This is a genomic window from Azospirillum agricola, from assembly GCF_020005195.1.
Taxonomy (GTDB): Bacteria; Pseudomonadota; Alphaproteobacteria; order Azospirillales; family Azospirillaceae; genus Azospirillum; species Azospirillum agricola.
The window spans coordinates 2,576,819-2,601,966 of record NZ_JAIFZR010000005.1 but is presented as its reverse complement, the minus strand read 5'-3'; the positions used below and the strand labels follow the sequence as shown (position 1 = coordinate 2,601,966).

The following is a 25,148-nucleotide window of genomic DNA, read 5'->3' as shown; positions in this document are numbered from 1 at the left end:
CCATGACGACACGCGCAAGATTCTTGTCCAGCCTGGCCGTTGCCGGCCTGCTGGCGTTCGCCCTCCAGCCGGCCCAGGCCGCCGAGCTTTCCCTGGCGAAGCTGAAGCTGAAGATCGACCTGTCGCAGACGACGGTGTCGGGCATCTCGTCGGGCGCCTACATGGCCGGCCAGTTCCAGGTGGCCTATTCCGACATCGTGAAGGGCGCCGGCATCGTCGCCGGCGGTCCCTACGCCTGCGCCGAGGTGTCGCCCGGCGGGCTGGCACCGGCGGTCGTCGCGCTGAAGCGCTGCATGGACACCTCGCTCGGCGCCCCCGACGTGCCGGCGCTGGTCGCCAACGCCCAGGCGCGCGAGAAGGCCAAGGACATCGATCCGCTGGCCAACCTCGCCCAGTCGCGCATCTACCTGTTCAACGGCGACAACGACAAGACGGTCACCCGTCCGGTCGCCGAGGCGACGGCGCAGTTCTACAAGGCGGTCGGCGTGCCGGACGCCAACTTCAAGTACGTGAAGCTGCCCAAGGCGGCCCACGCCTACATCACCGACGGCTATGGCGCGGCCTGCGACTTCATCCCGAAGGAAGGGCAGAAGAGCGAGTACATCAACAACTGCCAGTACGATCAGGCCGGCGACATCCTGAAGCACCTCTACCCGGACACCAGGACGCCGAACGCGCCCGAGGCGGCGAAGAAGGTGGCGTTGTTCGACCAGACGCCGTTCGTCGGCGACACCAGCCGCACCGGCATGGCGACCAGCGGCTACATCTACGTGCCCGAGGCCTGCCAGCAGGGCCAGACCTGCAAAATCCACGTCGCCTTCCACGGCTGCCAGATGCCGGCCAACCTGATCGGCGACCATTTCGCCACCAAGACCGACTACAACCGCTGGGCCGACGTGAACAACCTCGTCGTGCTCTACCCGCAGATCGATTCGACGGCCAAGCCGAGTTCCAACCCCAAGGCCTGCTGGGACTGGTTCGCCTACACCGGCTACGACTTCGCCCGCAAGGGTGGCTTCCAGATGACGGCGATCCGCAAGATGCTCGGCGCGCTGGCGGACGAGCAGTAACCTCACCGACCGACAAGCCCTTCTCCCGCAAGGGGGGAGAAGGGCAGGAACGAAAAGCCCCCCTCCGGCGGACCGGAGAGGGGCTTTTTCACACACTCACATTCCTGAGCTTACGCCTTCAGGATGCCGCGGCCGGCGAAACGGGCGGCGACGCCGAGCTGCTCCTCGATGCGGATGAGCTGGTTGTACTTGGCGAGACGGTCCGAACGGCTCAGCGAGCCGGTCTTGATCTGGCCGCAGTTGGTGGCGACGGCGAGGTCGGCGATGGTGCTGTCCTCGGTCTCGCCCGAACGGTGCGACAGGACGGCGGTGTAGCCGGCCTTGTGCGCCATGTCGACGGCTTCCAGCGTCTCCGACAGGGTGCCGATCTGGTTGACCTTCACCAGGATGGAGTTGGCGACCCCCTTCTTGATGCCGTCGGCCAGACGCGCCGGGTTGGTGACGAACAGGTCGTCGCCGACCAGCTGCACCTTCTTGCCGATCGCCTCGGTCAGCGCCTTCCAGCCTTCCCAGTCGTCCTCGGACATGCCGTCCTCGATCGAGATGATCGGGTAGCGGCCGACCAGATCCGACCAGTAGGACACCATCTGCTCAGGGCTCAGCGACTTGCCCTCGCCGGCCAGCTCGTACTTGCCGTTCTTGAAGAACTCGGTCGAGGCGGCGTCGAGCGCCAGCATGACGTCGTCGCCCGGCTTGTAGCCGGCGGCCTCGATCGCCTTCATGACGAAGCCGAGCGCCTCGTCGGTCGAGCCGATGTTGGGGGCGAAGCCGCCCTCGTCGCCGACGTTGGTGTTGTGGCCGGCGTCCTTCAGCTTCTTCTTCAGCGACTGGAAGATCTCGGCGCCCATGCGGATGGCGTCGGCGCCGGTCTCGGCACCCACCGGCATGATCATGAATTCCTGGATGTCGATCGGGTTGTCGGCGTGGGCGCCGCCGTTGATGATGTTCATCATCGGCACCGGCAGCAGCGACGCGAAGGCGCCGCCGACGTAGCGGTAGAGCGGCAGGCCGGCTTCCTCGGCCGAGGCCTTGGCGACCGCCAGCGACACGCCGAGGATGGCGTTGGCGCCGAGGCGGGCCTTGTTCGCGGTGCCGTCGACCTCGATCATGGCGAGGTCGATGGCGCGCTGATCGGCGGCGTCGAGGCCGGCGAGGGCGTCGTACAGCTCACCGTTGACCGCCTCGACGGCCTTCAGCACGCCCTTGCCGCCGTAGCGGCCCTTGTCGCCGTCGCGCAGCTCGACCGCCTCGTGGGCGCCGGTGGAGGCGCCCGAGGGGACGGCGGCACGGCCGAAGGCGCCGCTTTCCAGCGCGACGTCCACTTCGACGGTCGGGTTGCCGCGGCTGTCCAGAATCTCGCGGGCGTGAATCTCGGTGATGGCGCTCATGGTCGGTCGATCCTTCGCGAAAAAAGCGGCCGCGCTATGGTTCGGGCCGCGTTTTGGGGCGCGCTGGCTTGATAGCCCCCGCGTCCGGGGGATGCAAGGTCTGCTTGGGCGAGGATCTCTCCGCCAAAGCGCCTATTCGGACGAAAGCCGCGTCAGACGAAGGCCCTCATCAGACAAAGGCTTCAACCAGCCGGGCGAATTCCTCCGGCCGTTCGGCGTGCAGCCAGTGGCCGGCGCCCTCGATCATGGCGATCTCGGCCTTGGGGAAGCGGCGGCGGATGGCCTCGTGGTGCTCCGGCAGGATGTAGTCGGACCTCGTGCCGCCGACGAACAGGGTGGGGCCGTCGTACCGGGCGTCGCCGAGGTCCGGGTAGCCGATCAGATCGCCCATCGCGTTGCCGATGGCGTCGAGGTTGATCCGCCACGCGAACTTCCCCTCTTCCAGCACGAGGTTCTGCATTAGGAAGGAACGCAGCGGCGCCTCCGGAACGGCGTCCACCAACTGCGCCTCGATCTCCTGCCGGCGGCTGTGCCCTTCCAGCTTGGCGGCCTTCATGGCGGCGACGAAGGGGGCGTGGGTGTGGCTGTAGGCGACCGGCGCGATGTCCGCGACGATCAGCCGCTCGACCCGGCCGGGGTGGCGCAGCGCCAGCGTCATCGCCGCCTTGCCGCCCATCGAGTGGCCGACCACGGCGGCCCGCGCGAATCCGCGGTCGTCGAGGAATCGCAGCACGTCGTCGGCCATTGCCTCGTAGGTCATGGCGTCGGCCCACGGCGCGCCGCCGTGGTTGCGCAGGTCGAGCGCGTAGACCCGGTGCGATTCGGCGAAGCGGCGGGCCAGCGTCTGCCAGTTGCGGGCCGACCCGAACAGGCCGTGCAGGACCAGCAGCGGCGTGCCGCCGTTGGCTTCGCCCGCTTCCAGATAGGTCAGGGCCAGGGGGGAGGACTGCGGCATCGGTCGGGATCCGTTGTGCTGGACGGGGCAGGGCGGTGATCCTATGAGGATAGCGGCGGTGCCGCCAGGATGCCGCTGCGTTTTTCCCGGCCGCGTTTTTTCTCGAAGGTCCCCGCAATCGTGTTCCGTCACATTCTGTCCGTCGGCGGTCTGACGCTGGCCAGCCGGGTGCTGGGCTTCCTGCGCGACGTGCTGACCGCCGCGCTGCTCGGCGCCGGGCCGGTCGCCGACGCCTTCTTCGTCGCCTTCCGGCTGCCCAACCACTTCCGCGCGTTGTTCGCCGAGGGGGCCTTCAACTCGGCCTTCGTGCCTCTCTTCTCGGCCAAGCTGGTGCAGGACGGGCAGGAGGCTGCCAAGCGTTTCGCCGAGGAGGTGATGGCGCTGCTGCTGATCGTGCAGGTGCTGTTCCTGCTGGCGGTGCTGGCGGTGATGCCGCAGTTCATGACGGTCTTCGCCCCCGGATTCGCCGGCGAACCGGAGAAGTTCCGGCTGGCCGTGCTGTTCACCAGCATCACCTTCCCCTACCTGCTGTTCATCTCGCTGGTGTCGCTCTATGGCGGCGTGCTGAACAGCATGAGCCGTTTCGGCGCGGCGGCGGCAGCCCCCATCGTCATGAATCTGTGCCTGATCGCGGCGCTGGTTCTGGCGACCCCGCTGATGCCGAGCGCCGGGCACGCGCTGTCCTGGGGCGTCTTCGCCTCGGGCGTCGCGCAGTTCGCCTATCTGGCCTGGGACGCCCGCAAGGCCGGGATGGGGCTGCGGCTGGTGCGGCCGCGCTGGTCGGCCGACGTGAAGCGATTCCTGACGGTGCTGGGGCCGGCGGCGCTGGGGTCGGGGCTGACGCAGATCAGCCTGTTCGCCGACACGCTGATCGCGTCCGCCCTGCCGACCGGGGCGGTCTCCTACCTCTACTACGCCGACCGGCTGAACCAGCTGCCGCTGGGCGTCATCGGCATCGCCGTCGGCACCGTCCTGCTGCCGGAAATGGCCAAGCGCATCAAGGGCGGCGACGAGGCCGGCGCGGTCGACAGCCAGAACCGCGCGGTGGAGTTCTCGCTGGTGCTGACGCTGCCCGCCGCCGTCGCCTTCCTGGTCGCCGGGCTGCCGATCGTCGCCGTGCTGTTCCAGCATGGCGCCTTCGGGCCGAGCGACGCGGCGGCCTCGGCCGCGACCTTGCAGGCCTACGCGCTCGGCCTGCCGGCCTTCGTGGTGATCCGCAGCCTCGTCAGCGGCTTCTACGCCCGCCACGACACGGCGACGCCGGTGCGGGTGGCGCTCGCCGCTGTCGCGGTCAACGTCGCGCTGAAGCTGGCGCTGATGGGCCCGTTGGCTCAGGTCGGGCTGGCGGTGGCGACCTCGGTCGGTGCCTGGGTCAACGCCGGGCTGCTCGCCTGGCTGCTGATCCGGCGCGGGCTGTTCAAGGCCGACGCGCGGCTGCTCCGCAACCTGCCGCGCATGGCCGCCGCCGCCGCCGCCATGGCGGGCGTGCTGTGGCTGGTGCAGGAGCGGCTGTCGCCCTGGCTGACGGCGCACGGCCTGTTCGAGCGGCTGGCGGGGCTGGCGCTGCTGGCCGTGGCCGGGATTCTGGCCTACGCGGTCGCGGCGCTGGCGCTCGGTCTGGTGCGGCGTTCCGACCTGTCCCGTCTGCGCCGCCGCCGCGCCGCGTGAGGAGTCAGCCGGCGTTCTTGAGCGGCCGGGCCGGGTCGGCGCTCCATTCCGACATGGAGCCGTCGTAGAGCCGCACGCCGGCCACGCCGGCGATCTCGCTGAGCGCGAACCACGACACCGAGGCAAGGTGGCCGGTGTTGCAGAAGGTGATCGGCGCGTTCCCCAATTCCAGTCCAGCCTCGCCGGCCAGCGCCCGCACCGTGCTGGCCGGCACGAAGCGCCCGTCGGTTCCGGAATAGAAGGCGCCGTTGTCGATGTTGACCGCGCCGGGCAAGGTGCCGGCGGCACGCGCCTGCGGGCTCTTCGCCTTGCCGGCGAACTGCTCGGCCGATCGGGCGTCGTGCAGCGGCGTGGTGCCGGTGGCGACGGCGGCCTCGACCTGGGGCAGGGTGGCGCGCAGGTCGCCGCGCGGGGCGGCGGTGAAGGTCGCCGCCGGACGGGTCGCCGGCTCGGCCTCCACCGGGTTGCCGGCGGCGGTCCACGCCTTGAAGCCGCCGTCGAGCACCGACACGGCGTCGTGGCCCAGCGTCCGGAACGTCCAGTAGACCCGGGTGGCGTTGCCCATGTCGGCGGCGTTCGCGCCGGCCGCGACCAGCACCACATGGTCGGCGTTGCCGATGCCCAAGGCCCCGATCATCCGTTCCAGCGCCGCCTCGTCCGGCAGCATGCCGGGGCCGGCGCCAATGGTGGCGCGCCAGCCGGCCGTTGCGTAGTCGGAATGGAGCGATCCCGGAACGAAGCCGCCGGCCGGCGGCGTGCGGACGTCGAGCACGACGAGGCCGGGGGTGCCGAGCCGGCTCTTCAGCCAGCCGGAATCGACAAGTGGCGTTGCGGTCGGTGGCGCTGCGGTTTGGTTGGTCATGGCGTGACGCTGCTCCCCGTTCGGGAGTCCCTGCTGATCGGCGCGGTCGTTGCGGCAACGGAACGCGCGTGGAAGGACGGGTGGGCGCCGCCCCGGTGACGGCCAGTGTGGGGGAAGCCGATTCTTGTCGCAAGGCCGCGGTTGGGACGGCGTTGCCCCGCCGCCGCCGCCGGGTGTAGGGTGACGGGCTGTCACACGGCCGCGCCGGCGCGCGGTGGAGGAACGGTTCATGGCCAACATCGACGACCTGCTCGGCGCCCCCGACCCCAACGACGGGGATCCGGGCTCCTTCGCCATCGGCGACGCGCCGGTGGAGATCAAGGTCGTGATCGGCACCGCCATGCTCCGCGTCCGCGACCTGCTGAAGCTGGGCCGCGGCGCCGTCGTGGAACTGGACCGGCAGCTCAAGGATCCCACCGACGTCTATGTGGAAGGCGTGCTGGTGGCCCGCGGCGAGGTGGCGATCATCGACGACAAGATCGGCGTGACGCTGACCGACTTCATCAAGTCCAGCCGCGAGTGGAAGCGTTGAGCCGTTCCTTTCGCGGAGCGCCGCCGGTCCTTGCGACCCTTTGTCCTCTGCGTTCGACGTCTGCGTCGCGCGACCCGTCTTGACGGGTGGCGGTGGCTTCTGGTCTCGTGACCGCTGGTTTTCGAACCGGCGGCCCGGAGAGCGAAGCGATGCCCGAAGCCCTGTCGTCCTGCATCCCCCGCCTGATTTCCAACCCCAACGCCGACCGCGAACGCGCCTATGGCCCGTCGGAACGCGCGATCCTGAGCCGCGCCGCCTTCGATGAGGCGATGGCCGAGATCGGCGCCTGGCCCGGCTACGCGCCGACGCCGCTGCGCTCGCTGCCCGGATTGGCGCGCGAGGCCGGGATCGACCGGCTCTGGTACAAGGACGAAAGCGGCCGCTTCGCGCTCGGCAGCTTCAAGGCGCTGGGCGGGGCCTACGCCGTGCTGCGGCTGATGGCGCGCGAGGTGACGGCGCGGGTTCCCGGCGTGCCGGTGACGGCGCTCGATCTGGTGGTCGGGCGCTACGCCAAGGTGACGCGCGCCTTGACCGTGACCACGGCGACCGATGGCAACCATGGCCGGTCGGTCGCCTGGGGCGCCCAGGTGTTCGGCTGCAACTGCGTGATCTACGTTCCCGCCGCCTGTTCGGCCGGGCGTCGCGAGGCCATCGCCGCCTATGGCGCGAAGGTCGTGGTGGTGGACGGCCCCTACGACGACGCGGTGCGGCGCGCGGCGGCCGACGCGGCGGCGAACGGCTGGTTCGTGGTGTCCGACACCTCCTACACCGGCTATATGGACATCCCGCGCGACGTCATGCAGGGCTACAGCGTGATGGTGGAGGAGGCGCTCTCGCAGCTTCCCGCCAGCGAGCGGCCGACCCATGTCTTCGTCCAGGGCGGGGTTGGCAGTCTGCCCGCCGCCGTCTGCGCCCATCTGTGGGAGAGCCTGGGCCGCCAGCGCCCGCGCCTCGTCGTGGTCGAGCCCCACACCGCCGATTGCCTGTATCAGAGCGCGCTGGCGGGGCGCCCGGCCCGGTCGGTGGGCGGGCTCGACACCGTCATGGCCGGTCTGGCCTGCGGCGAGGTCTCGCTGCTCGCCTGGGCGATCCTGGAACGCGGGGCCGACGATTTCCTGACCATCCCGGACGAAGGCGCCGTCCGCACCATGCGCAAGCTGGCCGACGGCGAGCATGGCGGGCGGGCGATCGTCGCCGGGGAATCGGGGGTTGCCGGTCTGGCCGGCCTGCTCTGCGCCGCCGCGCACGAGGATGTCCGCCGCGCGCTCGGGCTGGCGCCCGACGCGCGGGTGCTGGTGTTCGGGACGGAGGGGGCGACCGATCCGCAGGTCTACGAGCGGCTCGTCGGCCGCTCACCGGAGGCGGTCGCGGCGGCGTGAGCGGGCGCGGCCCTTCCGGCCGGTGTCAGCGGGTCAGTTCGGTGACGATGTTGGCGCCGTCGGCGGTCAGCCGGTCGGCCTTCTCGCGGTAGTCGAGGGCGCCGGAGAAGCCGCCGGCCGCCTTGACCCGCTCGACCCACACCGGCGAGGCGCCGAGCGACACCAGCCGCTGCACCATCGTCTGCGTCGAGCGCATGGTCATCCGGCCGTTCTCGGCCATGCGCGGGGCGTGCACCATGAACTCCGCGCTGGGCGCCGCGTAGCGCGGGTAGCCGGCGAGGTAGAGGCCGACGCACATGCTCTCGCAGGATTCGCCGCCGCGCACCCGCGTGGCGATGGAGCGCCCCGACTGCCGCTCGGCCAGCACCGCGTCGATCATCCTGTAGCCGGCCGAGGTGAAGCCGCCCGGGCTGGACAGTTCGACCACCAACGGACGTCCGGCCGGCAGGCCGCGCAGGGCTTCGGCGAAGCGCTGCTCGACCCCGGCGGTGATGATTCCGTCGACCCGCAGCACGGTGGCGCCGCCCTGCTCGGAGCGGCTGAGGGCGGCGTCCGGGAACTCGCTGGCGATGCGCTCGGCGGCGGACTGGGGGGCGGGGTGCGCCACCGCCATGGCGGCCGGCGTGTCGGCGGCGAAGCCGTGCGTGGCGGCGCCCATCGTCAGCAGGGCGCCCAGGCCGAGCCACCGTGCCGCCGTCCGTGCTGCCGTCTTCACCGCCATGACCGAACCTCCTTGCTGCTGTGTCCAGCGTGGCGGTGAAAGCTTGCCTGACGGTTAACGGAGGGCTCCGGGGGTGTCGCGCAATGGGGGTAGCGTCCGGCCAGCGTGATAAAGCGTGCGCCGCCGCGCAAAGGGCGTTAGAAGAAGAGTGGGATTCCAAGGGACTGCCGGGCGCCGTCCGGCCGTCCCCGCGCCAGAACGTCGAAGAGCGGAACGATGTCGTACATCCAGGGTGAAACGGGCGATTGGGAAATCGTGATCGGGCTTGAGGTGCATGCCCAGGTGATTTCGAACGCGAAGCTGTTTTCCGGCTCCGCCACCGAGTTCGGGGCGGCCCCCAACAGCCAGGTCAGCTTCGTCGACGCCGCGTTCCCCGGCATGCTGCCGGTCATCAACGAGTATTGCGTCGAGCAGGCGGTCCGCACCGGGCTGGGCCTGAAAGCGCAGATCAACCTGCACTCGGTGTTCGACCGCAAGAACTACTTCTACGCCGACCTGCCGCAGGGCTACCAGATCAGCCAGTTCCTCCAGCCGATCGTCGGCACCGGCGAGATCGTGCTGGACCTGCCCGACGGCACCAGCCGCACCGTCGGCATCACCCGCCTGCATCTGGAGCAGGACGCGGGCAAGTCCCTGCACGACCAGCACCCGGCCAAGACCTACATCGACCTCAACCGGTCGGGCGTCGCCTTGATGGAGATCGTGTCGGAACCCGACATGCGCACCTCGGAGGAGGCCGGCGCCTACCTGCGCAAGCTGCGTTCGATCCTGCGCTACCTCGGCACCTGCGACGGCAACATGGAGGAGGGCTCCATGCGCTGCGACGTGAACGTGTCGGTGCGCAAGCCGGGCGCGCCCTTCGGCACGCGTTGCGAGATCAAGAACGTCAACTCCATCCGCTTCGTCCAGGCCGCCATCGAGTACGAGGCGCGCCGTCAGATCGAGGTGATCGAGGAAGGCGGCACGATCAAGCAGGAGACCCGCCTGTGGGACACGACCAAGTTCGTGACCCGCTCGATGCGGTCGAAGGAGGAGGCGCACGACTACCGCTACTTCCCCGATCCCGACCTGCTGCCGCTTGAACTGGAGGCCGACTGGGTCGAGGCGATCAGGAACACCTTGCCGGAGTTGCCCGACGAGAAGAAGGCGCGCTTCATCGACGACTACAAGCTGTCGGTGTACGACGCCGGCGTGCTGGTGTCGGAACGCGCCAAGGCCGATTACTTCGAGGCGGTCGCCAAGGGACGTGACCCGAAACTGGCCTCCAATTGGGTCACCGGCGAGCTGTTCGGCTATCTGAACAAGGCCGGCAAGGAGATCGAGGACAACCCGGTCAGCGCCGAGAATCTCGGCGGCCTGATCGACCTGATCGCCGACAACACCATCTCCGGGCGCATCGCCAAGGAGGTGTTCGAGGCGATGTTCGAGACTGGTGAAAAGGCCGCCGACATCGTCGAGAAGAAGGGGCTGCGGCAGGTCACCGACACCGGCGCCATCGAGGGCGCCATCGACACGGTGATGGCCGCCAACGCCGACAAGGTGGCCGAGTTCCGCGGCGGCAAGGACAAGCTGTTCGGCTTCTTCGTCGGCCAGGTCATGAAGGCGACCCAGGGCAAGGCGAATCCCGCCCTTGTCAACGAGATCCTGACCACCAAGCTGAAGGGCTGACGCCACCGGCGCCACGCGCCGTCCGGCCAAGCCTGTGAGAAAGCCTCTCCCGTCGCGGGAGAGGCTTTTTTCTTGGGGCGGGCATTCCGTCCGGCCAAACGGCGGGATTGGATTTTCCGGACTGCTGTGGCCACTATCTCTCGGATGGGGAGGGGCCATGACGGACGAGGGGGTGATCGTCGCGCTGGCGGCGCTGGGCGTCGGCATGCTCCTCGGCGCTGTTTCGGGAGCCGCGCTGGGCTGGCGGCGGGGGCAGCGCCACGGACACCGTTCCGCCAGCAGCGCGCTGCTCGAACGCGAGGCCGCCATCCATCGCGGCATCATCGGCGAGCGGCTGGAGATGGCGCTGGAGGCGACCGGAGCGGCGGTTTGGGACGCCGATCTGGTGGCCGGCACCTGCTGGTGGTCGGACACCTTCCCCGCGATGCTCGGCTATGCCGATGTCCCGCCGATGCCCGCCGATTTCTGGGAACGGCGTCTGCATCCCGACGACCGCGAGCGGGTTCTCGCCCACATCGCCGCCCATCTCGGCGGCGAGACCAGCAGCTACGCCTACGAATACCGCATGCGGCACGAAAGCGGCGGCTGGATCTGGATCGCCGCCAAGGGCCGGGCCTTTCGCGACGGCGAGGGGCGCGCGGTCCGCTACGCCGGGATCATGAGCGACATCACCGAATCGCGGCGGCAAAGCGAGCGCCTGCGCGCCAGCGAGGAGAGGTTGCTGAAGATCATGGAGGCGGCGCCCATCGGCCTGAACCTGACGACCCGCGATGGGCGCTGGCTGTTCTGCAATGCCCAGTCCGTTCATCTGCTGGGTCGCGACCGTGCCGAACTGATGCGGACGCCGATCCCGGATCTTTACGCCGACCCGTCCGACCGCGCGGCGCTGATCGCCCGATTCGACCGCGAGGGGCCGTTCCGTGATGCCGAGATCCGCTTCCGCCGACCGGACGGTGCCGTGGTCTGGGTGCTGTCCTCCTGGAACATGATCGAGCTGGACGGCGAGTCGGCGCTGCTGACCTGGCTGTACGACATCACCGACCGCAAGACGGCGGAGGCTTCCTCGATTCGCGCGCGTGAGGATGCCGAGCGGGCGCTGACCGACCTGCGGGCCGCCCAGGAGAGTCTGATCCAGGCCGAGACGATGGCGTCGCTGGGCCAACTGGTCGCCGGTGTGGCGCATGAGATCAACACCCCGATCGGCATCGCCCTGACCGCCGCCAGCCACATCGGCGAGCAGGCGCAGATGCTGCGGGACCGCTTCACCTGCGGGACGCTGCGCCGATCCGATTTCACCGATTTCCTCGACGGGCTGGGCGAGAGCGCCCGGCTGATGATGGCGAACATCGACCGCGCCGCCTCGCTGGTCCAGAGCTTCAAGCAGGTGGCGGTCGACCAGTCTTCCGGCGACCGCCGGGTCTTCGACCTGCGCGGCTACATCGCGGAGATCCTGTTCTCGCTGCGTCCCCGGTTGAAGCGGACCCGGCTGACCCTGACGGTCGAGTGCACCGAGGATCTGATGATGGACAGCTTTCCCGGCGCGCTCGGTCAGGTTCTGACCAATCTGGTGATCAACGCCATCGTCCACGCCTATGGCGACGGCGGAACGGGAACGATCCGAATCGCCGGGCAGGCGGATGGCCCGGACCGGGTGCGGATCGACTTCATGGACGACGGCGCCGGAATCGAGCCGGAGCATCTGTCGAGGGTGTTCGATCCCTTCTTCACCACCAAGCGCGGGCAGGGCGGTTCGGGGCTCGGCCTGCACATCGTGTTCAACACGGTCACCGGGCCGCTGGGGGGCACTGTGTCGGTGCGCTCCTGGCCGGGGCAGGGGACCCGCTTCACCCTGCTCCTGCCGCGCGAGGCACCGGCCGCTCAGCCGCAGCCGGTGGTGGTGGCGGCCTCTCCCTGACCTTCGGGCCCGCCGAAGTGGATCATCGGCCGCCGGTCCGGAACGCCGGACGGGTCAGGCGGCGTGCAGTTCGTGCAATTGCAGATGCTTGGGCCGACGGCCGCGGCGCTTGGGCGCGGCCAGGGCGGCGGCGCTTCCGTTCTCGCCCCGGAGTTCCGCGTTCAATTCCTGCACGCAACGCATCAGGAGTTCCTTTTCCCGCATGTCCTCGCGGTCGGTGACCTCCAGGCAACTCAACTTGATTTCGACGAGATCGATCAGCGTTTCGGCGCACCGGCGTGACAGGGTCATGGTGTCCTCCGCGGCAGGCGGGTGAGGCGGTTCACCCGAAGGGTTCGTTGCTCATGGTTCCATTCTAGCCCGTGGAGATTAAAAAATGACTAAAATTTTATACAGATTTATCTCACTTTCTTGGCTGTTCTAATCTTTTGAATTTATGGTTTGTAAGCGTTGACAAGGGGCCGGTCGGGCCGCTAGAAACCCACCCACGCCAGCCGCACCGCAAGGATGCGGACCGGGTTGGAGGGGTGGCCGAGTGGCTGAAGGCAACGGTTTGCTAAACCGTCATACGGGTTAAACCGTATCGTGGGTTCGAATCCCATCCCCTCCGCCACGACCAGGAAAGTTTCCTGGTCACACCGTTCGGAACCAAGCCACGGAATCCCGTGGTTTGTTTGACGGAGCGTAGCGCAGCCTGGTAGCGCATCAGACTGGGGGTCTGGGGGTCGCAGGTTCAAATCCTGTCGCTCCGACCAGTTCCGGACGGATATGAGAAGCCTTGGAACCCAACGGTTCCAAGGCTTTTTCATTTGGCCCGACCGCAGCACCGTCCGGCCCGCTGACAGCCTTCGTGTGGAAATCCTGTGTGGAAGTCGAGCCGATTCCCACACGCAGACTCGCCATGGTCGCGTCCTCGACGGCACGCCGGGCGGCCTTGTCGGCGACGCGCAGATAGCGGCAGGTGGTCTCGTAGCTCTTGTGCCGCGCGAGCTGCTGCGTGACGGCGGCAGGCGCCACGAGGGCGACGGCGGAGACGAAGCTTGCCTTCGTGTCGTGGAAACGGTGCTTCAGCGCCGCGCTGACCGGCCAAGCCCTCCACCGCCTGCGCCGAGGCGAGCGGATTGACATCGACACCGTCGCCGAAATCCTGGAACGCGAGGCGATCGCCATCCGCCAGTTCCTCGCTGGCCAGAGCACCATGGGAGGGCAGGGGTAGGCCCAAACGAAACGCGGCGGGCCGAAGCCCGCCGCACATCTTGTGCCACCAGGGGCGAACCCCCGTGACGTGTTAACGGAAGGACCCCGATCCCCCAGCGGCTAAGCAAAGGTGATTGTCTTTCCACGCTTAGGCTCGCACTCCATTCAGCGCCCGTCAAGAGGGTTGAAGAAGCATTCAAGCTAGACACGCTTCGGGCGCAGAAAGACAATCCAGCTCTTTCCAAGGCGAAGGAACTTCAATCCCTCGCCGACCGCGCGGGAGGAATCCCTTGTCCAAGCGTCTCCGCTATCGCCTCGCCCTCGATCTCGGCACCAACAGCATCGGCTTCTGCCTGCTCGATCTGAACGGCGAGGGGCGGCCCTGCGGGATCCGGCGCATGGGTGTCCGCATCTTCCCCGATGGGCGCGATCCGAAATCGAAGGCGTCGCTGGCTGCTGACCGCCGGCTGGCGCGCTCGATGCGGCGGCGGCGCGACCGCTACCTGCGGCGGCGCACCGTGCTGATGAACGCTCTGGCTGCCGCCGGCCTGATGCCGCCCGATCCGGCCGACCGCAAGGCCCTGGAGCACGACGACCCCTACACCCTGCGAGCCCGCGCGGTGGCGGAGCCTCTGCCGCCCCACCAGCTCGGCCGCGCCCTGTTCCACCTGAACCAGCGCCGGGGTTTCAAGAGCAACCGCAAGGCCGCCGGTGACGAGAACGAGGCCGGCAAGGTCAAGACCGGGATCTCGGCCCTGAAGGAGGAGCTGGCCGCCAGCGGCGCCGGCACGCTCGGCCAGTGGCTCGCCGCCCGCCACGCCCGCCGCGAGCCGGTGCGCGCTCGCCTGACCGGCGCCGGGGCCAAGGCGTCCTACAGCTTCTACCCCGACCGCTCGCTGGTGCATGAGGAGTTCCAGGTGATCCGCGCCGTGCAGGCTCCGCACCAGCCCGGCGTGACTCCCGCCCAGTGGGACCGGATCGAGTCGATCATCTTCCACCAGCGCCCGCTGAAGCCGGTGAAGCCGGGCAAATGCACCCTGTACCCCACCGAGGAGCGCGCCCCCTGGGCCCTGCCCATCGCCCAGCAGTTCCGCATCCTGACGGAGCTGGCCAACCTGCGCTTCGAGCGTCCTGGCGAACCCCAATGGGAGCTGACCGCCGACGAGAGCGCCGCCCTGTTCGCGCGCCTGTGCCGCAAGGGCGACCTGACCTTCAAGGCGATGCGCAAGGACCTGAAGCTTCCCCCCGACACCCGCATCAACCTGGAGGACGAGAAGCGCGACCGCCTGAAGGGCGACGCGGTGGCCGACGCCCTGTCGGCCGACAAGGGCAAGCGCCGGCGGATCGGCCCGCCCTGGCACGACCTGCCGCCGGCCCGCCAGCGCGCGATTGTCGGCCGCCTGCTCGACACCGAGGATGAGGAGGAACTCGCCGTCTGGCTGGTCGAGAATGTCGGCCTGGGCTGGGAGGTGGCGATTCTCACCGCCGAGCGCCCCGGCCTGCCGGACGGCCATTGCAGCCTCAGCGAAAAGGCGCTGGAGGAGGTCGTCCCGCTGATGCGCGACCAGCACCTGCGCTATGACGAGGCGGTGAGCGCCCTGGGCCTCCACCATTCGGATTTCCGGCCCGACTCGCTGCTCGACGAGCTTCCCTATTACGGCGAGCCGCTGGAGCGCTTCATCGCCTTCGGCACCGGCGAGCCGTCCGACCCGCCGGAGCTGCGGCTCGGCCGCTTCCCGAACCCGACCGTCCACATCGGCCTGAACGAGCTGCGCAAGCTGGTCAACCGCATCATCCAGCGCTGGGGCAAGCCGGAGGAGATCGTCGTCGAACTCGCCCGCGACCTGAAGCGCAGCCGCGACGAACGCGAGAAGCTCCAGCGCGACCAGGCGCAGAACCAGCGCCGGAACGAGGAACGCGCCAACCGCCTGCGCGAACTCGGGGTCGAGGTGAAGGCCGAGTCGCGCCTGCGCCTGCGCCTGTGGGAGGAACTGCCGCAGCATGGCTTGGCCCGCGTGTGCGTCTACACCGGCGAGGTCATCAGCCTGACACGCCTGCTGCAAGGCGACGTGGACATCGACCACATCCTGCCCTTCAGCAAGACGCTGAGCGACGGCCCCGACAACAAGATCGTCTGCGTGCGCGGCGCCAACCGCTTCAAGCGCAACCGCACCCCTTGGGAAGCCTTCGGCGTCGTCCCGGTGGACGGCTACGACTGGGCGGCCATCGGCGAGCGGGCCGAGCAACTGCCCCGGAACAAGCGTTGGCGCTTCCAACCCGACGCGATGGAGCGCTTCAACGGCGAGAAGGGCTTCCTCGACCGCCAGCTCACGGAAACCCGGCATCTGTCCCGCATCGCCCGGCAGTATCTCGGCAGCATCCTGCCGCTGGAAAGGGTGCGTGTGGCGCCCGTCCGGCTGACGGCGCTGCTGCGGGCCCGCTGGGGACTGAACAAGATCCTCTCCGACTCGAACCTCAAGAACCGCAGCGACCATCGGCACCACGCCGTCGACGCCGCGGTGCTCGGCGTCGTCGACCAGCGGCTCGTGCAGCAGGTCGCCAAGGCGGCCGAGCGGGCGGAGGTCAACGAGCTGGAGCGGCTGTTCGATGGCCTGCCCGATCCCTTCGACGGGCTGGGCGTCGATTCCTTCGGCGACCAGGTGCGGGACAAAGCGCGCGGCATCGTCGTCTCGCACAAGGCGGAGCACGGCTGGCAGGGCCGCATGCACAACGACACCGCCTATGGCCCGGTGGCCGTCCAGGCGGACGGCGCCCATGTGGTGGTGACGCGCAAGCCGCTCGCCAGCCTGACCGCCAAGGATTTGCCGAACATCCGCGATCCCAAGCTGGCGGCCGCGCTGGAGGCCCACGTCGAGGCGCAGGCGGCGCAGGGGCGCGGCTTCGCCGAGGCGTTGAGCGCCTTCGAATGGACGAACGGAACCGTGCGCCGCGTGCGGATGCTCGACAAGCTGGGCAGCCCGATTCCGGTCCGCGACCCGGCCGGCGCGGTGTTCAAGCTCTACAAGGGCGACAGCAACGCGTGGTACGAGATCCTCCGCGACGGGCGGGGCCGCTGGACCGGGCGGATCGTCAGCACCCACGAGGCGTACCAGTTGCATCGCCAATGGGTGGCCGAGACCGGCTCCGCGCGTACCGAGGATGGCCGCCCGTTCCAGGAATGGGCGGCCCGGCGCGTGGTCGGCAACTCGGACACGCCGCTGTTTCGGCTGTTCAAGGGCGACCTGCTGGCGCTGGGCGTCGCGCCCGACCGCCAGATCCTGCGGGTGGTAAAGTTCTCCGAGGGCCAGATCGTCCTCGCCTCCCATCACGAAGCCGGGAACCTGAAGGCTCGGGACGCCGACAAGGGCGATCCCTTCAAGTACCGCTACAGCTCTCCCGAGGCCCTGCGAAAAGCCCAGGCAAGGCCCGCCGGCGTGGACCTGCTCGGCTATGTCCACGACAAGGGGCCGGTGGAGTGAGCCATGGCAAGCGCGGCCGGGATCGTCATCGAGGTTGCGGAAGACGGGCGGCATCTGTCGCTTGATCGTGGGTTCATGGTGGTCTCGGCGCGTGGCAATGAAATCGGCCGCGTGCCGCTGGACGACATCGCGGTGTTGATCGGCACCGCCCATGGGTTGACCTATTCCAACAACCTGTTGCTGGCGCTGCTGGAAAGGGACTGTGCGGTTGTTCTGTGCGGGCGCAACTTCAGTCCTGCCGCCATTTTGTGGCCGACCGACGGCCATCACGTCCAGGCTCAGCGGATGCGGGCGCAGGCCGAAGTGACCGATGCCTTCAAGAACCGATTGTGGCAGGCCATCGCGCGAGCCAAGGTGCGAACGCAGGGGGCGGTTCTTGAATCACTCGGTCAGCCGGCGGGTGCCTTCGTGGAACTTGCTCGGAAACTACGGTCGGGTGACCCCGACAACATCGAGGCGCAGGCGGCGCGTCGGTATTGGCCGTTGCTGTTCGGATCGGATTTCCGACGCGACAGCGATGAGCCGGGCATCAACGGTCTGTTGAATTATGGGTATGCGGTCTTGCGTGGCGGCACCGCGCGAGCCGTCGCGGCGGCCGGGTTGCATCCCACGCTCGGGCTGAAGCATTCCAACCGATACAACCCGATGTGCCTTGTCGATGATTTGATGGAGCCATTCCGGCCCTTGGTCGATGTCGTTGTCCATCGGCTTGTGGCCGGCGGGCAGCAAGAGGTGGACCGTGAAACCAAGCGCGTCCTGGCGGGAATTCTGGTGCAGGACCTGCGGACCGAGGTTGGCGTGACGCCTTTGTCCACCTGTCTGTTTCGGCTTGCCTCGTCGCTTGCGCAGGTGATGGTGGGTGAACGGAAGGTCTTGGATTTGCCGTTGTTGCCACTGCCGCTCGATTTGGCTGTTCCGCAATCTCGCAAGGAGGGCGCGCATGGCACTCAGCGCGTATCGCTTGATGTGGATGATGGTGATGTTTGATCTGCCGACGGTGACGAAGTCGGATCGGAAGGCAGCGACGAAATTTCGGAACTTCTTGCTGGATGAAGGTTTTGAGATGTCGCAGTTCAGCGTCTACCTGCGTTTCTGTGCGGGAACGCCGCAGGTTGAAGCGCGAATCGGACGCATCCGTTCCAATGTCCCGAAGAGGGGAAAAGTGCAGATCTTGACCTTCACCGATCGCCAATACCAGACAATGGTCTGTTTGGAGGCGCGCACGAAACGGGAACCCGGAGCGCGTTACGAACAGTTTAAGCTGTTTTGATGGCTGGTTAGCTCCGGATGGCAATGGAAAAATCTCCAGATAGCGCTTTTATAACAAAGCGTTATCTGGAGACCTATTGTAGCCGCTGTGGGATCGGGGTCCAGCCGCAACAATCCTCCCGGTCCTGCGGACAGACGGTCAATTGTAGCCGCTGTGGGATCGGGGTCCAGCCGCAACGTGCTCATCTCGAACCGCTCCTGCCGCCCGATTGTAGCCGCTGTGGGATCGGGGTCCAGCCGCAACTCAAATCTCTAGCCGGCGAGAGTTTTGAGGATTGTAGCCGCTGGGGGATCGGAGTCCAGCCGCAACGGTGGGCGGCCGGGTGCGGTCAGCGACAATTCGGAAAAGAAAAAAGGGCCGGGAAATTCCCGGCCCTTCCCGCAAAGCGATGATCAGTGTCTATGCGAAGGCCTTGTAGGCGATCAGCGTAAAGGTGTCGCGGACGCCCGGCAAGGTCTGGACATGCTCGGTCACGAAACGGCCGATGTCGTCGTCCTGTCCGAGATAGCACTTCATCAGAAGATCGTACTGGCCGGAGATGGAATGCACCTCCGACACCGGTTCAATCTGCTGGACCGCCTGGTCGGCGACCAGATAGGCCTTTCCCAGCTCGCACTTGACCATGACGAAGATGGTCTGCACGGACTCAGCCCTCCTGGCTCTGCTCGGCGGATTCCGCGACCGTCTCCGCCGCCGGGCGAGGCCGGGCCGAGCGCAGCATGAAGGCGGGCATGTGGTCACCGAAACCGATCACCGACACATCGTCGTCATCGTCGTCACGGCGGCGGCGGCGGTCGCGGTCACGATCGCGGCGCGGCTCGCCATTGCGGCGGGCTTCCGCGGCAGCCAGCGATTCACGCGGCTGACGCTCCGGACGCTCCTCGCGAAGCGGACGTTCCTCACGGGGGGGACGCTCGTCACGGACGGCGCGCTCTTCCCGAGCGGGGCGCTCCTCGCGGCTCGGCCGCTCATCGCGCGACCGGGCTTCCGGGCGACCTTCGGAACGGCTGCGGCTGCCGCCACGGCCGCCACGGCGGGGGCGAGCGTCCTCGTCGCCGAACTCGGCCGTCTCGAGGCCGTCGATGGCGATCATCGGAATCTCCCGTTTGATGAGGCGCGTGATGGCGCCGACCAGCTTGGTGTCGTCGGGCGTCGCCAGCATGAAGGCGCGGCCCTGCTTGCCGGCGCGGCCGGTGCGGCCGATGCGGTGGACGTAATCGTCGGGGGTCAGGGGCACGTCGAAGTTGAAGACGTGGCTGAGACCCTGGACGTCGATGCCGCGCGCCGCGACATCGGAGCAGACCAGCAACGAGATCTCGCCCTTCTTGAACAGGTCGAGCGTCTCGGTTCGCTTGGACTGCACCATGTCGCCGTGCAGTGCGCCGGCGTTGAAGCCGTGACGCTCAAGCGACTTCTGGAGCACGGCAATGTCGCGCTTGCGGTTGCAGAAGATGAAGGCGTTCTTGACGTCCTCGGTGCGCAGCAGGTGGCGCAGAGCCTTGCGCTTGTCCATGTCCTGCACCAGGGCCATGGCCTGGGTGACCGTTTCCGCCGGGGAGGCGGGCGGGGCGACCGTCACCTCCTGCGGAGTGGTCAGGAAGGCGTCGGCCAGACGTCGGATCTCCGGCGGCATGGTCGCCGAGAAGAACAGGGTCTGGCGGGTCTTCGGCAGCTTGCTGACTATTCGCTCGATGTCCGGAATGAATCCCATGTCGAGCATGCGGTCGGCCTCGTCGATGACGAAGACCTTGATGTCGTTCAGCATGATGTTGCCGCGCTCGAACAGGTCGATCAGACGACCCGGAGTCGCGATCAGCACGTCCACGCCGCGGTCCAGCTTCTTGACCTGCTCGGAGAAGGTCTCCCCGCCGATCAGCAGCGCCATGCTGAGCTTGTGGTACTTGCCGTACATCTCGAAGCTGTCCGCCACCTGGGCGGCCAGTTCGCGCGTCGGTTCCAGGATCAGCGACCGCGGCATCCGTGCCCGCGCCCGCCCGGAGGCGAGCAGCGAGATCATCGGCAGGGTGAAGCCCGCCGTCTTGCCGGTTCCGGTCTGCGCGCAGCCGAGCACGTCGCGGCCTTGCAGGACCCAGGGAATCGCCTGTTCCTGAATGGGCGTCGGCTGGGTGTAACCCTTGTCCTCGATGGCGCGCAGGACGTCAGGGCCAAGCCCAAGTTCCGAAAATAGCATCCAACCTGTTTCTGATCTGGAGTTCGCAAATCGAGCGTGCAACGCCCGATGCCTAGATAGTGCGGCAGAATAGGTAGTCAAAGGCCCATGTCAATAGACCCGATGTTGAAACCCCCAAAATAGGCGGGAATGCCGCCGCCGTTGGCGGAAAAACCGACTTGCGGTAGGTTGGGTCGCCCCTGGGAGGGCTGTGGTTCCTCGTTGGAGAGTGTCCGTCCATGCTTATCCGCGCCGAAGAGTCGGTCCTGGTCGTCGTCGACGTGCAGGCCCGTCTGCTGCCCGCCATCCACGAGTCCGGCCGGGTGCTGCGCAACGCCGGCATCCTGCTGAAGGCGGCCGGGGCGCTGTCCGTCCCGGTGCTCCTGACCGAACAGTACGCCAAGGGGCTGGGCGAGACGGTGGAACCGGTCCGCGCCGCGCTGCCCGCCGGCACGCCGACCATCGAAAAGATCACCTTCGCCTCCACCGGCGAGCCGGCCTTCGTCGCCGCGCTGGAGGGGCTGCGCCGCCGCTCCGTCGTTCTGTGCGGGACCGAGGCGCATGTCTGCGTGTTGCAGACCGCGCTTGGGTTGCTGCGACTCGGATACACGGTTCATCTGGTCGCCGACGCCGTGTCGTCGCGCACGCCGGCCAACCACGCCGCCGCCATCGACCGCCTGCGCGCCGCCGGGGCCTCCATCGTCACCACCGAGATGGTGGTGTTCGAATGGCTGGAACGTGCGGGGACGCCGGTCTTCAAGACCGTCAGCGCCCTGATCAAGTGACGGCGGGACGATGACGGAGGTGGAAGGAATGACCTGGCCGACCCTGATCCTGCTTCCTGGCATGCCGCTCGACGCGGCGCTGTGGGAACACCAGGTCCGCCATCTCGCCGAGGTCGCGGAGGCCCGCGTCGCCAACCTGGCGGCCCATGATTCGATCGGCGCCATGGCGGAGCATGTCCTTGATGGCGCGCCTTCCCGATTCGCGCTCGGCGGCCTGTCGATGGGCGGTTACGTCGCGCTGGAGATCCTGCGGCGCGCTCCGGAGCGGGTGGAGCGGCTGGCGCTGCTGGACACCAGCGCGCGGCCCGACACGCCGGAGCAGACGGCCAACCGCCGCGACGCCGTGGCGCTCGCCCGGCAGGGCAAGTACGGCTCGGTGATGCGGGCCGGGCTGGCACGGTTGGTCCATCCCGACCGGCTGTCCGACCGGCCGCTGGTCGACTCGGTGCTGGCCCAGATGGAGCGGGTCGGAGTCGAGGGCTACGCGCGCGAACAGAACGCCATCATGAACCGGCCGGACAGCCGGCCCGGCCTCGGCGCCATCCGCTGTCCGACCCTGGTCCTGTGCGGGCGAGAGGACGCGCTGACCCCGCCCGACCTGCACGCGGAGATGGCCGCCGCCATTCCCGGCGCCCGGCTGGCGCTGGTCGAGCAGTGCGGGCATCTGTCGGCGATGGAGCAGCCGCAGGCGGTCACCGCGCTGATGCGCGACTGGCTGCTGCGTCCCTGACGGTTCATCTGGAAGCAACCGCCTCCAGGCCTTTTCCATCGTGACCGGGCTTGCCACGGCCATGACGCGCCGGAGGACGGCGGACACGATGGGGAGCCGGAAGCCTGTCCTTCACAATGCCCCCGAGGCCGTGGCGTCAGGGCCCCGGATGCCTCGGCGGGACGCCTCAGCAGTCGGGGTTGCCGCCACACCGTGTGTCGTTGGCCTGCCTCGTCGGGAACAGCGAGAAGGTCATGTCGCTGATCAGGTACTGGAAATCCCGGTCGTCGGGCCCCTGCGGCCGGTCGAGCCAGCCGGTGGCCGAGGTCAGCGCCCCGCCGCCACGGCAGAAGGCGCCCTGGACGACGATCGGGCCGCCCGGCGGCCGCGTCGGGATGGGGGCGTCGCCGCAGATGGCGGAACTGAGCGTCGTGTTGGCGATGTTGAAGGCCAGCACGACCTTGTAGTCGGGCCGGGCTGTCTCGTTCGGCGTGGTCGTCAGATTGGTCTTCACGCCGAAGACGCGGTTCTGCATCGAGGGCAGCACCTTTGCGGCGAAGCTCTGCGGGTCCAGTCCGAAAGGGTCGCCGATCAGGACCACCCGCAGATCCCGCTCCGACGCGGCGTAGGCGACCTCGCTGAGCGTGTAGGCGGGCATCGGGTCGTTCGCCACCACCCGCTCGTTCATGCAGCCCCCCAGCAACGGCAGGGCCGTTCCGGCGAGGAGCAGGGCCGGGAGCGCGTGCCAGCGAGTCATCTCATCCTCACTCCGATCAGAAACCGTCCTGCTCTGATATGGCGCGCCAGGGCACGATTGACAGGAGCAGGACGGGAGCGCCCCGCCGCCGTCAGACGTCGATGTCGTCGGCCTTCACGAACTTGGCGTTGTCCTGGATGAAGCGGAAGCGCAGCTCCGGCCGCTTTCCCATCAGATCCTCGACCAGCATCCGGGTGCGGTCGCTGTCGGCACGCTCCTCCGGATCGGCGGCGTTGGGAACGACGACGCGCAGCAGGGTGCGCTTGGCCGGATCCATGGTGGTGTCGCGCAACTGCGCCGGCATCATTTCGCCCAGGCCCTTGAAGCGGCTGATGTCCGGCTTCTTGCCCTTGAACTGGCGGGACAGCAGTTCGTCCTTGTGGGCGTCGTCGCGGGCGTAGACCTGCTTGTTGCCGTGGCTCAGCCGGTAGAGCGGCGGCAGCGCCAAGTACAGGTGCCCGTTCTGGATCAGCCCCGGCATCTCCCGGTAGAAGAAGGTCATCAGCAGCGAGGCGATGTGGGCGCCGTCCACGTCGGCGTCGGTCATGATGATGACCCGTTCGTAGCGCAGCTTGTCGCTCGAGAAATCCTTGCCGACGCCGCAGCCCAGAGCCTGGGTCAGGTCGTTCAGCTCCTGGTTGGCCCGCATCTTGTCGGTCGAGGCGCTGGCGACGTTCAGGATCTTGCCGCGCAGCGGCAGGATCGCCTGGGTCTCGCGCTGGCGCGCCTGCTTGGCGGAACCGCCGGCCGAATCGCCCTCGACCAGGAAGATCTCGGTGCCCTCGGGCGAGTTGCGCGAGCAGTCGGCCAGCTTGCCGGGCAGGCGCAGGCGGCGGGTCGCGGTCTTGCGGCCCATCTCCTTCGACTGCTTGCGGCGCATCCGCTCCTCGGCTTTCTCGATCAGCCGGTCGAGCAGGGCGTTGGCGGACGGCGGGTTGCCCGACAGCCAATGGTCGAAATGGTCCTTCACCGCCGTCTCGACGAGGCGCTGGGCCTCGGCCGTAACCAGCTTCTCCTTGGTCTGACCCTGGAAATGCGGCTCGCGGATGAAGACCGACAGCAGGACGCAGGCGTCGCCCATCACGTCGTCGGCGGTGACCTGCCCGGCGCGCTTGTTGTTGGTCAGCTCGCCATAGGCCTTCAGACCGCGCGTCAGCGCCGCCCGCAGGCCCGCCTCGTGCGTGCCGCCGAGCGGGGTGGGTACCGTGTTGCAGTAGGTGTGCGAGAAGCCCTCGTCGTCGTCCGGCCACGCCACCGCCCATTCGACGCGCCCCTGGCCGCCGGGAAAGTCCAGCGAGCCGGCGAAGGGGGAGGGGGTCAGGGTCCTGCGATCGCGCAGCGCCGCCGTCAGGTAGTCGAGCAGGCCGCCGGGGAAATGCAGCGTCTCCGCCGCCGGAGTCGTCGCGTCGACGGAGAGCAGCGAGGGATCGCAACTCCAGCGGATCTCGACACCGCGGTAGAGATAGGCCTTCGAGCGCGCCAGCCGGTACAGCCGGTGCGGTTCGAAACGCGCGGTCTCCCCGAAGATTTCGGGGTCGGGGTGGAAGCGGATGGTGGTGCCGCGCCGGTTGACGTTGCCCTTGGGCGTCAGCGGCCCCTGCGGCAGGCCGCGGCTGTACTCCTGCACGTACAGCTGCTTCTCGCGGGCGATCTCCACCGTCAGCCGGTCGGACAGGGCGTTGACCACCGACAGGCCGACGCCGTGCAGGCCGCCCGAGGTCTCGTACACCTTGTTGGAGAATTTTCCGCCCGAATGCAGCGTCGTCAGGATGACTTCCAGCGCCGACTTGCCGGGGTATTTCGGGTGGTCGTCGATCGGGATGCCGCGCCCGTTGTCGCGCACCACCACGGTGCCGTCGGCCGTCAGCTCCAGGTCGATGCGGCTGGCATGGCCGGCGACGGCCTCGTCCATCGCGTTGTCCAGAACCTCGGCGACGAGGTGGTGCAGCGCCCGGTCGTCGGTGCCGCCGATGTACATGCCGGGGCGACGGCGCACGGGCTCAAGCCCTTCCAGAACCTCGATGTCCTGGGCGGAGTAGCTGTCGGCCTTGGGCCCTTTGTTCTCGAAAAGATCGCTCATGGCGGCATGATAGGAATTTCGTCAGGGGTGCGCAAGCGCATCCTGTGGCGCTTATATACCCTCGATACAAGATTTGGTGCGTCAATTTTTTGCGACTGCGAGGGGCCGATGACCAAGGGTGCAGGGACCGGGGGGACGGGGACCGGAGGCGCGGGGTATGATTTCGACAACGGGCCGGCCTTGCGGGCCATCGCCATGCCGGCCGACACCAATCCGAACGGCGACATCTTCGGCGGCTGGCTGTTGGCGCAGATGGATCTGGCCGGCGGCACGGTGGCGGTGCGCCGCTCGCGCGGCCGGGTCGCCACCGTCGGAATCGAGGCGATGACCTTCCACAAGCCGGTCTATGTCGGCGACGAGGTGAGTTGCTTCGCCACCGTCGAGAAGGTCGGCCGCACCTCGATCCGGGTGCGCATCGAAACCTGGGTGCGCCGGGAACGGTCCGGAGCCGAACCGATCAAGGTCACCGAGGGTGTCTTCACCTACGTCGCCATCGGCGAGGACCGCAAGCCGCGCGAGGTGCCGCCGGGGTGAGCGCGCCAG

General features: G+C 68.2%; 22 protein-coding genes and 2 tRNA genes. 15 read left to right on the top strand and 9 right to left on the bottom strand.

What is annotated here, in order from left to right; all coding sequences use genetic code 11:
- Positions 1–2 precede the first annotated feature (2 nt).
- Positions 3–1,070, top strand: coding sequence for an extracellular catalytic domain type 2 short-chain-length polyhydroxyalkanoate depolymerase (locus tag JN22_RS27340; protein ID WP_085556888.1), 1,068 nt, complete (start codon positions 3–5; stop codon positions 1,068–1,070).
- A gap of 110 nt (positions 1,071–1,180) precedes the next feature.
- On the opposite strand, the gene eno is transcribed toward JN22_RS27340, so the two are convergent.
- The gene (gene eno, locus JN22_RS27335; protein ID WP_085556887.1) at positions 1,181–2,458 is read right to left on the bottom strand and encodes a phosphopyruvate hydratase; all 1,278 of its coding nucleotides are present in this window, start codon (positions 2,456–2,458) and stop codon (positions 1,181–1,183) included.
- A gap of 169 nt (positions 2,459–2,627) precedes the next feature.
- Positions 2,628–3,413: an alpha/beta fold hydrolase gene (locus tag JN22_RS27330; RefSeq protein ID WP_085556886.1), complete on the bottom strand. Its 786-nt coding sequence runs from the start codon at positions 3,411–3,413 to the stop codon at positions 2,628–2,630.
- A 120-nt stretch (positions 3,414–3,533) separates the two neighbouring features.
- Here JN22_RS27330 and murJ point away from each other — a divergent pair, with 120 nt between their 5' ends.
- Complete coding sequence (gene murJ / locus JN22_RS27325) at positions 3,534–5,081, top strand: murein biosynthesis integral membrane protein MurJ (RefSeq protein ID WP_143268477.1); 1,548 nt, start codon at positions 3,534–3,536, stop codon at positions 5,079–5,081.
- Between the two features lie 4 nt (positions 5,082–5,085).
- Here murJ and JN22_RS27320 read toward each other — a convergent pair whose 3' ends face one another.
- Positions 5,086–5,943, bottom strand: a complete 858-nt coding sequence (locus JN22_RS27320) for a sulfurtransferase (protein WP_085556884.1) — start codon at positions 5,941–5,943, stop codon at positions 5,086–5,088.
- 229 nt (positions 5,944–6,172) lie between these two features.
- On the opposite strand from JN22_RS27320, the gene fliN reads away from it, so the two are divergent.
- Complete coding sequence (gene fliN / locus JN22_RS27315; RefSeq protein WP_085556883.1) at positions 6,173–6,475, top strand: flagellar motor switch protein FliN; 303 nt, start codon at positions 6,173–6,175, stop codon at positions 6,473–6,475.
- 149 nt (positions 6,476–6,624) lie between these two features.
- On the top strand, positions 6,625–7,854 hold the full coding sequence (locus JN22_RS27310; RefSeq protein WP_085556882.1) for a diaminopropionate ammonia-lyase: 1,230 nt from the start codon (positions 6,625–6,627) through the stop codon (positions 7,852–7,854).
- A 25-nt stretch (positions 7,855–7,879) separates the two neighbouring features.
- Here the strand turns inward: JN22_RS27310 and JN22_RS27305 are convergent, their stop codons facing one another.
- Positions 7,880–8,575, bottom strand: coding sequence for a Clp protease/crotonase-like domain-containing protein (locus tag JN22_RS27305; protein ID WP_085556881.1), 696 nt, complete (start codon positions 8,573–8,575; stop codon positions 7,880–7,882).
- Positions 8,576–8,791: 216 nt separating this feature from the next.
- Here JN22_RS27305 and gatB point away from each other — a divergent pair, with 216 nt between their 5' ends.
- Positions 8,792–10,243, top strand: a complete 1,452-nt coding sequence (gatB, locus tag JN22_RS27300; RefSeq protein ID WP_085556880.1) for an Asp-tRNA(Asn)/Glu-tRNA(Gln) amidotransferase subunit GatB — start codon at positions 8,792–8,794, stop codon at positions 10,241–10,243.
- Positions 10,244–10,400: 157 nt separating this feature from the next.
- Positions 10,401–12,158: a PAS domain-containing sensor histidine kinase gene (locus JN22_RS27295; protein WP_085556879.1), complete on the top strand. Its 1,758-nt coding sequence runs from the start codon at positions 10,401–10,403 to the stop codon at positions 12,156–12,158.
- A 54-nt stretch (positions 12,159–12,212) separates the two neighbouring features.
- Here the strand turns inward: JN22_RS27295 and JN22_RS27290 are convergent, their stop codons facing one another.
- A complete protein-coding gene (locus JN22_RS27290) occupies positions 12,213–12,449 on the bottom strand; it encodes a hypothetical protein (protein ID WP_085556878.1) in 237 nt (78 codons plus the stop codon).
- 230 nt (positions 12,450–12,679) lie between these two features.
- Between JN22_RS27290 and JN22_RS27285 the strand changes: the two genes are divergently transcribed.
- From JN22_RS27285 to cas2, 6 genes are all read left to right on the top strand, one after another.
- Positions 12,680–12,771: transfer RNA gene (locus JN22_RS27285), tRNA-Ser, on the top strand.
- A gap of 65 nt (positions 12,772–12,836) precedes the next feature.
- A tRNA-Pro gene (locus tag JN22_RS27280) sits at positions 12,837–12,913 on the top strand.
- Between the two features lie 293 nt (positions 12,914–13,206).
- Positions 13,207–13,374: a hypothetical protein gene (locus JN22_RS27275; protein ID WP_179166234.1), complete on the top strand. Its 168-nt coding sequence runs from the start codon at positions 13,207–13,209 to the stop codon at positions 13,372–13,374.
- A gap of 271 nt (positions 13,375–13,645) precedes the next feature.
- Positions 13,646–16,834, top strand: a complete 3,189-nt coding sequence (gene cas9 / locus JN22_RS27270) for a type II CRISPR RNA-guided endonuclease Cas9 (RefSeq protein ID WP_143268475.1) — start codon at positions 13,646–13,648, stop codon at positions 16,832–16,834.
- Between the two features lie 3 nt (positions 16,835–16,837).
- Entirely contained in the window at positions 16,838–17,821 is a 984-nt protein-coding gene (gene cas1, locus JN22_RS27265; RefSeq protein ID WP_085556874.1) for a type II CRISPR-associated endonuclease Cas1, read from the top strand.
- Positions 17,775–18,104, top strand: coding sequence for a CRISPR-associated endonuclease Cas2 (gene cas2, locus JN22_RS27260; protein WP_211099689.1), 330 nt, complete (start codon positions 17,775–17,777; stop codon positions 18,102–18,104). Before cas1 ends, cas2 begins: the two co-directional genes overlap by 47 nt.
- A gap of 399 nt (positions 18,105–18,503) precedes the next feature.
- On the opposite strand, the gene JN22_RS27255 is transcribed toward cas2, so the two are convergent.
- Entirely contained in the window at positions 18,504–18,746 is a 243-nt protein-coding gene (locus tag JN22_RS27255; protein ID WP_085556872.1) for an Lrp/AsnC ligand binding domain-containing protein, read from the bottom strand.
- A 4-nt stretch (positions 18,747–18,750) separates the two neighbouring features.
- Positions 18,751–20,295, bottom strand: a complete 1,545-nt coding sequence (locus JN22_RS27250; RefSeq protein WP_085556871.1) for a DEAD/DEAH box helicase — start codon at positions 20,293–20,295, stop codon at positions 18,751–18,753.
- A 218-nt stretch (positions 20,296–20,513) separates the two neighbouring features.
- Here JN22_RS27250 and JN22_RS27245 point away from each other — a divergent pair, with 218 nt between their 5' ends.
- A complete protein-coding gene (locus JN22_RS27245; RefSeq protein WP_085556870.1) occupies positions 20,514–21,059 on the top strand; it encodes a hydrolase in 546 nt (181 codons plus the stop codon).
- Between the two features lie 28 nt (positions 21,060–21,087).
- A complete protein-coding gene (locus JN22_RS27240) occupies positions 21,088–21,789 on the top strand; it encodes an alpha/beta fold hydrolase (RefSeq protein WP_143268473.1) in 702 nt (233 codons plus the stop codon).
- Between the two features lie 166 nt (positions 21,790–21,955).
- Here JN22_RS27240 and JN22_RS27235 read toward each other — a convergent pair whose 3' ends face one another.
- Together JN22_RS27235 and parE are read right to left on the bottom strand one after the other, a co-directional pair.
- The gene (locus JN22_RS27235; protein WP_085556868.1) at positions 21,956–22,525 is read right to left on the bottom strand and encodes a hypothetical protein; all 570 of its coding nucleotides are present in this window, start codon (positions 22,523–22,525) and stop codon (positions 21,956–21,958) included.
- Positions 22,526–22,616: 91 nt separating this feature from the next.
- Positions 22,617–24,605, bottom strand: a complete 1,989-nt coding sequence (parE, locus tag JN22_RS27230) for a DNA topoisomerase IV subunit B (protein ID WP_085556867.1) — start codon at positions 24,603–24,605, stop codon at positions 22,617–22,619.
- Between the two features lie 108 nt (positions 24,606–24,713).
- Between parE and JN22_RS27225 the strand changes: the two genes are divergently transcribed.
- Positions 24,714–25,139: an acyl-CoA thioesterase gene (locus JN22_RS27225; RefSeq protein ID WP_085556866.1), complete on the top strand. Its 426-nt coding sequence runs from the start codon at positions 24,714–24,716 to the stop codon at positions 25,137–25,139.
- The last annotated feature ends 9 nt before the right edge of the window (positions 25,140–25,148 follow it).

Bases quoted from the DNA above. Each gene is read 5' to 3' on its own strand.
- JN22_RS27240 (WP_143268473.1), top strand. From the start codon at position 21,088: ATGACCTGGCCGACCCTGATCCTGCTTCCTGGCATGCCGCTCGACGCG.
- parE (WP_085556867.1), bottom strand. From the start codon at position 24,605: ATGAGCGATCTTTTCGAGAACAAAGGGCCCAAGGCCGACAGCTACTCC.
- eno (WP_085556887.1), bottom strand. From the start codon at position 2,458: ATGAGCGCCATCACCGAGATTCACGCCCGCGAGATTCTGGACAGCCGC.
- JN22_RS27225 (WP_085556866.1), top strand. From the start codon at position 24,714: ATGACCAAGGGTGCAGGGACCGGGGGGACGGGGACCGGAGGCGCGGGG.
- cas1 (WP_085556874.1), top strand. From the start codon at position 16,838: ATGGCAAGCGCGGCCGGGATCGTCATCGAGGTTGCGGAAGACGGGCGG.
- JN22_RS27245 (WP_085556870.1), top strand. From the start codon at position 20,514: ATGCTTATCCGCGCCGAAGAGTCGGTCCTGGTCGTCGTCGACGTGCAG.
- fliN (WP_085556883.1), top strand. From the start codon at position 6,173: ATGGCCAACATCGACGACCTGCTCGGCGCCCCCGACCCCAACGACGGG.
- JN22_RS27295 (WP_085556879.1), top strand. From the start codon at position 10,401: ATGACGGACGAGGGGGTGATCGTCGCGCTGGCGGCGCTGGGCGTCGGC.
- JN22_RS27330 (WP_085556886.1), bottom strand. From the start codon at position 3,413: ATGCCGCAGTCCTCCCCCCTGGCCCTGACCTATCTGGAAGCGGGCGAA.
- cas2 (WP_211099689.1), top strand. From the start codon at position 17,775: ATGGCACTCAGCGCGTATCGCTTGATGTGGATGATGGTGATGTTTGAT.
- JN22_RS27340 (WP_085556888.1), top strand. From the start codon at position 3: ATGACGACACGCGCAAGATTCTTGTCCAGCCTGGCCGTTGCCGGCCTG.
- JN22_RS27310 (WP_085556882.1), top strand. From the start codon at position 6,625: ATGCCCGAAGCCCTGTCGTCCTGCATCCCCCGCCTGATTTCCAACCCC.
- JN22_RS27320 (WP_085556884.1), bottom strand. From the start codon at position 5,943: ATGACCAACCAAACCGCAGCGCCACCGACCGCAACGCCACTTGTCGAT.
- JN22_RS27290 (WP_085556878.1), bottom strand. From the start codon at position 12,449: ATGACCCTGTCACGCCGGTGCGCCGAAACGCTGATCGATCTCGTCGAA.
- JN22_RS27250 (WP_085556871.1), bottom strand. From the start codon at position 20,295: ATGCTATTTTCGGAACTTGGGCTTGGCCCTGACGTCCTGCGCGCCATC.
- gatB (WP_085556880.1), top strand. From the start codon at position 8,792: ATGTCGTACATCCAGGGTGAAACGGGCGATTGGGAAATCGTGATCGGG.
- JN22_RS27305 (WP_085556881.1), bottom strand. From the start codon at position 8,575: ATGGCGGTGAAGACGGCAGCACGGACGGCGGCACGGTGGCTCGGCCTG.
- JN22_RS27235 (WP_085556868.1), bottom strand. From the start codon at position 22,525: ATGACTCGCTGGCACGCGCTCCCGGCCCTGCTCCTCGCCGGAACGGCC.